The 7,354-nt window shown below is 44.6% G+C and carries 6 protein-coding genes; 1 reads left to right on the top strand and 5 read right to left on the bottom strand.

Annotation, left to right across the window (positions count from 1 at the left end; translation table 11 throughout):
* Nucleotides 1-561 precede the first annotated feature (561 nt).
* The 3 genes from ftsY to AC4II3_RS23920 all read right to left on the bottom strand — a co-directional run bounded on the left by ftsY (nt 562) and on the right by AC4II3_RS23920 (nt 3,997).
* Nucleotides 562-2,409: a signal recognition particle-docking protein FtsY gene (gene ftsY, locus AC4II3_RS23910; protein ID WP_488011590.1), complete on the bottom strand. Its 1,848-nt coding sequence runs from the start codon at nt 2,407-2,409 to the stop codon at nt 562-564.
* 189 nt (nt 2,410-2,598) lie between these two features.
* On the bottom strand, nt 2,599-3,228 hold the full coding sequence (gene nusB / locus AC4II3_RS23915; RefSeq protein WP_293074696.1) for a transcription antitermination factor NusB: 630 nt from the start codon (nt 3,226-3,228) through the stop codon (nt 2,599-2,601).
* Nucleotides 3,229-3,268: 40 nt separating this feature from the next.
* Nucleotides 3,269-3,997: a DUF502 domain-containing protein gene (locus tag AC4II3_RS23920; RefSeq protein WP_488011593.1), complete on the bottom strand. Its 729-nt coding sequence runs from the start codon at nt 3,995-3,997 to the stop codon at nt 3,269-3,271.
* 1,104 nt (nt 3,998-5,101) lie between these two features.
* On the opposite strand from AC4II3_RS23920, the gene AC4II3_RS23925 reads away from it, so the two are divergent.
* Nucleotides 5,102-5,251, top strand: coding sequence for a hypothetical protein (locus AC4II3_RS23925; protein WP_488011595.1), 150 nt, complete (start codon nt 5,102-5,104; stop codon nt 5,249-5,251).
* Here AC4II3_RS23925 and AC4II3_RS23930 read toward each other — a convergent pair.
* Nucleotides 5,237-6,145, bottom strand: a complete 909-nt coding sequence (locus AC4II3_RS23930; protein ID WP_488011613.1) for a glycosyltransferase family 2 protein — start codon at nt 6,143-6,145, stop codon at nt 5,237-5,239. The two genes, AC4II3_RS23925 and AC4II3_RS23930, sit on opposite strands and share 15 nt — an antisense overlap.
* 52 nt (nt 6,146-6,197) lie before the next feature.
* Entirely contained in the window at nt 6,198-7,016 is an 819-nt protein-coding gene (gene hpsJ-B / locus AC4II3_RS23935) for a hormogonium polysaccharide biosynthesis protein HpsJ (RefSeq protein ID WP_488011597.1), read from the bottom strand.
* Nucleotides 7,017-7,354: the final 338 nt, after the last annotated feature.

A 7,354-nucleotide genomic window follows, 5' to 3' on the forward strand; every position in this document is an offset into this window, starting at 1 on the left:
AGCACGGGTGTGGATTGAGACGATTTCTGATTTTGAAGTAATATCGGCTTGATGGATAAGCTGTTCAGTATTTAGATTGGGATACCTAAATTGTTCAAAGGGAACAGGGAACAGGGAATAACCAATTTAAATGCACACCAGCTTACCTAAATTTGCGTTTGCCTAGGGTGACCTACGGTCAATCGCATTAAAATCGAATCACTACAAGCTCTCCGATAATGATAGAGAGTTTAGCGATCGCGTAGCGTGACCATAGGTCAATCGCGTTTTTTAGATGAGCGAGATTTTAGCGATCGCTTTTAGCGGAAGCTTCGCTTCATCGCGTTTTTTAGATGATTGACCATAGGTCACGCTACGCGAACGAGATTTTAGCGATCGCTTTTAGCGGAAGCTTCGCTTCATCGCGTTTTTTAGGAATTATATTTTTCTGATCCCATAATCAGTGATCAGACCATGACTATAGGGATCCTAAATGAATTGTAATAATTTTTCTTCCCTGTTCCCTGTTCCCTGTTCCCTGTTCCCTTGCTATCATAACCAACAATTTCAATCAAGACCAGCTTAGCCACTAAGCAAAGCTTCCACAAATTCATAACTAGAGAAAGGCCGCAAATCTTCAATCCCTTCCCCTGCACCAATAAAGCGAATCGGTAAGCCCAGTTCCCGCACGACTGCTAAAGCGACACCACCTTTGGCGCTTCCATCCAATTTTGTTAATACCACCCCACTCAGTTTTGCTGCCTCTGAGAAGACTTGTGCTTGACGTAAACCATTTTGACCCAAAGTAGCATCCAGCACTAGCAAGGATTCAACTGTGGCATCTGGGGCTTTTTTAGCGACAATTCGCCGAATTTTCGCCAATTCCTCCATTAGATTTTTCTTATTTTGCAATCGTCCTGCTGTATCCACCAACAGTAATTCGGTATTTCTAGATTGGGCAGCACTAATGCCATCAAACACAACAGCAGCTGGATCAGTATTCTTACCAGGATTAGCAATCACTTCAGTACCACTGCGCTCTCCCCAAACCTTAACTTGTTCCACTGCCGCAGCTCGAAAGGTATCTGCTGCTGCAATTAAACAACGGTAGCCTGACTTCTGACCTAAGTTAGCGAGTTTACCAATAGTAGTAGTTTTGCCAGCACCATTGACTCCAGTCATCAACCAGATATTCAAGGTATCGTTTTCTGGAGCAAAGGTCTGGCTGTAATTGTTACTGTAAGGTTGCTCTAGCAAATCTCTGATGATTTGTTTGAGATATGCGATCGCTTTTTCTGCTGGTAGAGACTCCTCCCGCAACCTAGCTTGTAGAGTATCAATAATATAGTCAGTGGCCTCAACTCCTACATCTGCTTGTAATAGCAGTGCCTCAATCTCCATTACCGCGTCTTGATTCAACGGGCCTTGACCCACAATCGCTTTTAGTTGGTTAATCAAGCCACGACGAGTTTTGCCCAATCCCTGACGCAGTTGCTTGAGCCAGCTAATTTCCTCGATCGAGATATCCTCAGGACTTCGTCCCTGAGATGCCAACACTTCTGCTGACCACAAGAACCCATCATCAAAGGCCAGACCAAGCACATTTTGATCTATCTCTGCTTCCCCTTCATCCTCGATCACAGTTGCCACTTCGGGTTCCGGTTCAGGGGTTTCAATAGCTGTTTCCTTAAGACGTTCCAGTCGTGCTAGTCGGTTAGTGCTTGCTCGACGCGCCCAACTTGGGCCAGAACCAGGGGTTTCTTCCTCTGTTGTCTCAACTGATGGAGCTATATCAGTTGTCAAGGTATCTGACTCAGGGATTGGTTTATTCTCAACCGAGGTCATCGCTATAGATGAGTCATGATTAGAGCTTACTGAATCCGATGGTGTTGATACTACCTCCTCTACCATCTGATCAGAGGATTGCTCGGTTACTGGTTCCACCGTTTCAGCAGTATCTACCGAAGCTTCACTAACCGTAGACTCTTCTAATTCCGATTCTGCTTGTGATTCTGATTCAACAGTTATCTGAGCTACCTCAGGTGTAACTGTCGTGTCAGTTTCCTCAGACCCTTCCGATGTTTCAGCCGCTGGAGATTCAGTCTCTTGTGATTCTTGAGGTTTTTCCGGTGTAGCCGTTGCTGCTGGCTGAGCCGTTGTATCATCTACTGGCTTACTGTCAGTAGTTTCTGTCTCTGGGGATTGATCTACTTGTTGCTTCTGAACATTTTTGTAGGCAGCTTTTGCCCAACTCAGGTAATCATCAGCTGCTGCCGAGGATGACTCTTCTTGGGACTTAGAATCAGCTTGGTCTATTGGTTGTTGCTCTGTTGCCTTTTGTTCCGATTCTACTTGAGATGTATCAGAGTCCTTTTTCTTAGCAGACCCTGCGCTAGCATCAGACTTTCGGTGGAACCAATTAAAGACCATTACCCTTACTTGACTATGGCGTCAATTAACTATATATATTCAATATTTGATTTAGGTTTTGAGTGCTTAGCCCTAGGCTAATCCCTAACCGTTTCCTTAATTTTATCGATATTTGACTTAATATTATTAATTTTCTAATGTAGCCTTGCGTATTAGCCGAATTTTAGTCTATTCCCCATACTCCCTCCGCTATTGTGGTAGAGCTTGAGTTTTGATCAACTCATTGGCACGACGCAAAACACCATTAATAAAACGGTGTCCCTCCTCATCACTGTAGCGCTTAGCCAGTTCCACTGCTTCATTAATTGCGACTCGGTCTGGGATATCTAAAAACGAAATTTCCGCCACAGCCATCCGCAGAATATCCCGGTCAATACGAGGCAAGCGCTTCAGTTGCCAATCTTTCAGGGATTGGTTCAACATCTGATCAATCTCAAGCTGTCTACGACTGACAGCTTTGAGAATTTCTAGGGTATAGCTACGGACTTCTGCCGTATTAGACAACTGGACAATTTCGGGAATCTCTACCGCGCTGCCCAAGTGATTGATCGCTTTTTCAGTTAACTCAATTGCATCTGTTACCATAGCTCTAGCACTACGTACATCAGTAGCACGAGTTTCACTTTCGAGAATGCGATCGCTACCCCGTTTCAGTTCAGCCGCCGCCGTTTCTAAAGCCTCTTGAATTTCTCCAGTCAGGGTACGAACAGCCGCCAGCACCAGATTATTCAGTTGTTGTGTATCCAACCGCTCTGGTGAGTTGGGCATCTGAGAGATGCCCAAAAGAGCCAGTTCACGGGCAATTCTGCGAGGTTGCATTGTTTGTCCTTAGTTAATGTTGTCCTTTTACCCAAAACGATTAGGTGTCTTCTGTTGGCAAAACCTGCTGTATCATCTCAGGCAATGGTTCTTCTAATGGTTGCTTTTCCGGAGGCTGCTTGAGGTTAATTGGGATTGCCGGGTTATCTGGGCTAACAATTCCACCTGAGAGCAATACTTTAAAGGCATCTTCGATGGACATCGAAAGATTAATCACGTCCTGTTCAGGAACCATAGCATACCAGCCACTGGTGGGATTAGGAGTAGTAGGTATGAAAACGCTCAACATCGGGCGTTCCATGTGGGATTGGAGTTGTGCACTCACAACACCGGTGACGAACGCGATCGCCCAGACTCCTTGGCGAGGATACTCTACCAAAATCACCCGACTAAACTTAGTTTTAGAATCCTGCAAAAGGGTTTCCAAAATCTGTTTAAGGGTTTTGTATACTGAGCCAGCTAACGGAATCGCTTGCAATAGTTTCTCCCCCAAATCTAGCAACCACCGTCCCACAATGTTGCGTGCCATCAAGCCAATCAGCATAATAAATAGTAGTGGTACTGTCAGCCCCACTCCTAAATTAATCAGATTTACTAAGATGGGGTGGAGATTATCAAAAGGGTTAATTTGTTTAGGAATTCTAGTTAAAAAATTTATCACCCAGTTGGCGATTGTAATCGTCAGCCAGATTGTGGTAGCCAGGGGAATTACCACTAGAATCCCCGCAATTAGGTCATTTTTTAGATCCTGCTTCAAGCCCTCGAACACAGAGCACAGATTCTCCTTATAACTGAATAAAATTTTTGACTACCCACCTCAATTCCCTACTATTCTCCCTACTTTTCCTAGCCACTTTTTTTTTCGAGTGGTTAAAAAAATGCCAAGGTTGATATAGCCCTTATAGACTAGTATATCTCAGTTTGTTAGCGTAGCGTGCGCCTATGCACAATCTAATCAATTTACTTGCGTATGAGGAGGAGACAGGATACATAATTGCTGTTTTCATCATCATAATTCAGCTATGGTTAGTGGGACTATACAGAACGATTGTTGGATTCTTGGGAGGATTTCAAGGTAAAAATTCCTTGACAATCAATTAGTCTGACTCGAAGCTCCTGACTTTATACTCCTCAATAGTCAGATAGTTGGTTATCTCGAACTCAGGTATTCTACGCCAATAGACACTAATTTGAAAGTAGGTGGAGTGCAGGGAAAGTGAGGTTGCTTTCACCGATGGGAAGCTATATCATAGGAAAAACCTACGCTGCACCCATTAAGGGATGCAGAGGTGCGACCCGTGGCGATTTTAATTCGACGACTGTAAGCGCGACTAAGCGGTCTTGGGGAGGCAGCGCGGTCTTGGGGGTTACCCCCACTCGCGCTTTGCCGTGGTTACCCCCACTCGCGCTTTGCCGTGGTTTCCCCCACTCGCGCTTTGCATCAAGAACTGATATCAATAGTCAACCTTTGGCGTTGCGGCCCATGGCTAGCTTTCTCCTTCTGTTTTTTTGTTTTGGAGAATAAATAGTTTAAAGGTAAGTTTTAACGGTCGAATTACACTTGTTTTCCCTTTTCATTCTAGACTTGGGAGTTGGCTTTAGCTACTCCAAACCGGGTTTCTAGGAACTGCCACAAAACGGTAGGCCGTTTGCATCAATCTAAAAGACCACTTCCGAAGTCTGGCGCTAGTTAATGCTTGGATGATGCCATTAGGGAGTTATACCCACCATGACTAGATTTTCCCCAGCACTAGGTATAGGGTTATTACTGGCATGAAGTAATATCAGACCAGCTTTTGCCCTTTGACCAGACCAATCGGTATTATTCTTTACATATTACCAGAGATAGATTAACAAAGATAGAAAATCAAAAATGAAATGTTTGATTTATCGGTTAGTTAGCCAATGGTATAGTTTTATCCTGGCTCCTACCCTAATCTGGCAGAAAGACTACAGCAAAAGGATTGTCGAGCAAGCTGTGCAAGGAAACAACCGACAACGAAGCCACTTAATCCTCGCTTAATGACTGCGAAGTGACCTGGGTAGCATCAGAGTCTTTTGAGCCTGGGGAAGTTGAGGAAATCACACGGCTACTCGGAGGGGGCATGAGATGCTTAAGTTCCCAAACTTTGAGCAATATCAGATACTCATAAAATGCTTGTAAGGTACACCAGGTAAACCCGGCTTGACCATCCAGGAAGCCTCCCAGTAGGAAGTACATGTATACAAAACGCAATACAGGTCGCCAGGGCAACCGTAAGGACAAGTTTTTCAGGGCACGGCGTCTTTCTACTTCCGAACGCCCAAAAAATAGGTCTAGCCACTTAACCGTTCCTTGCTCCAACTGGCGCAAAGTTTCGAGAGCTTCGTCGGTAGAGTAGCGATTGTGTTTATCAATCCAGCGGCTAAATCCCTTACTGTTGGTGTAGTGAGGGTACGTTTCTTTTATGAAACCAGTCTGTCCATCGCATACTTCCCGTTCCGTATGACCATAATCATCAAACCAAACCTTGTCCTTACGAAACAGCCGTAGTTGGTAACGGGGATACTGAGTAGAGTAGCGAATCCAGCGATTCATGAACATGACCCGCTCTGCAACGTAATAAGCCACATGCTCCTTTCGTTGTATTGCTCCCTGGCATTCGGCAAATAATTCAGGGGTCATGCGTTCATCAGCTTCAAGGATATAGACCCATTCGTACTTGGTGGGAACTTCCTTTAGCATCCAGGTGCGCTGACGTCCGTGACTTTCAAAGGCGTGCTGCACAACTCGCACCGGATACTGACTAGCAATTTCTACAGTGCGATCGCTACTGATTGAATCTACGATAATCACATCGTCCGAGAGTAGGGCTGACTCGATACAAGCAGCAATATCTAGTTCTTCGTTGTAGGTCAGGATATAGATCGAGAACATCTCAAGGGGATCATTATCAAAAATCTGGTCAGGGTTAAAAGTTTCCACCCTACTAAGCTTGCCCACGACGGGTTACTGGTGTACTTCCCAACCCTCGCAATCCGGTCCAGCCAATGGCAATATAGCCAATTGCTAGGAGTAAGCTACTCAAACCTGTTTTAATGCCCAGTTTGAAAGCTTCTGTGGTGGCTCGTTTCTCTAATTGAAGTTTCTGACTACGGATTTGGTTAATATTCTGCTCTACTTCTTGATTGAGCACATCAGGGTTTTCCTTAATTGCCTGCAATTGTTGTCTAACTCTGTTAGCCTGAGCTTTGGCTTGCTCAAGCTGTTGTGCTGGAATCCTACCACTTTTAATGGCTGCGTCTAAATCGGCGAGTCTCTTTTCTACCTGGGCTATACCTTGAGGACTTTTGAGAAGTTCAGTGACTTGTTGAGTGCGGTTTTCCAGTTGAACTTCGGCAGTCTTAGCTCTTTGGTTAATTTGTTCTAGAGCCTGGGAACTTTGCAAACGAAGGTTATTGAGATGCAGCGGTACCATTAACAGAAAGACCAACCCTAGCAAACTAGAGAGACACAGCACCCAAAATCGGAGATCTTGAACCGAAGATTTTGGCTGTGTGGTAGCGTTAGCAGCACTTTGAGCAATCCAATATCCAGTAAATAAAAATCCAATGCCGACCATAGGGATAATGCCTCGGTCAACAACTTGGGTAGCAAAGTTCAACTGCCACTCTGGCTTTAACAGGCTAGCTCCCTGTGGGGGAATTGCCAAAATGATGTAATCCAAAAGGGAGGAAACGATCATTATCAGCCCGACAACCTTAAGAGTCAGAGCAGTAAACGAGGAATAAACAGAATTAGTATTCATGGGCTATGAAGCGCGATTATTAGATTAACTTAATCATCGACTTGGGGACTTTACTAAGTAATCCCTCCTCAACTTACTGGCTTACTAGTTTTTGGAGTAGTTTTTGGGGTACTCAGTAAAGTTGAAAAATAGAAGAGCACGAGAGCCAACCATGGCGCTTTGCCCATATTAACCTATGGCAATCGAGAATCCTAACTCCAACATCCGTTGCTGGTGTTACGTTTTAGATGGGAAATCCCGCGCTCTACCTTTTAGGTGAGCGTTACGAGCCGCAGGCCATTAACCATTAACCATTAACCATTAACCATTAACCATTAACCATTAACCATTAACCATTA

It is taken from the genome of Moorena sp. (genome assembly GCF_982860115.1).

Coding starts and splice junctions, on each gene's coding strand:
- AC4II3_RS23930 (WP_488011613.1), bottom strand. CDS start 6,145: ATGTTCTCGATCTATATCCTGACCTACAACGAAGAACTAGATATTGCT.
- hpsJ-B (WP_488011597.1), bottom strand. CDS start 7,016: ATGAATACTAATTCTGTTTATTCCTCGTTTACTGCTCTGACTCTTAAG.
- nusB (WP_293074696.1), bottom strand. CDS start 3,228: ATGCAACCTCGCAGAATTGCCCGTGAACTGGCTCTTTTGGGCATCTCT.
- ftsY (WP_488011590.1), bottom strand. CDS start 2,409: ATGGTCTTTAATTGGTTCCACCGAAAGTCTGATGCTAGCGCAGGGTCT.
- AC4II3_RS23925 (WP_488011595.1), top strand. CDS start 5,102: ATGAAATGTTTGATTTATCGGTTAGTTAGCCAATGGTATAGTTTTATC.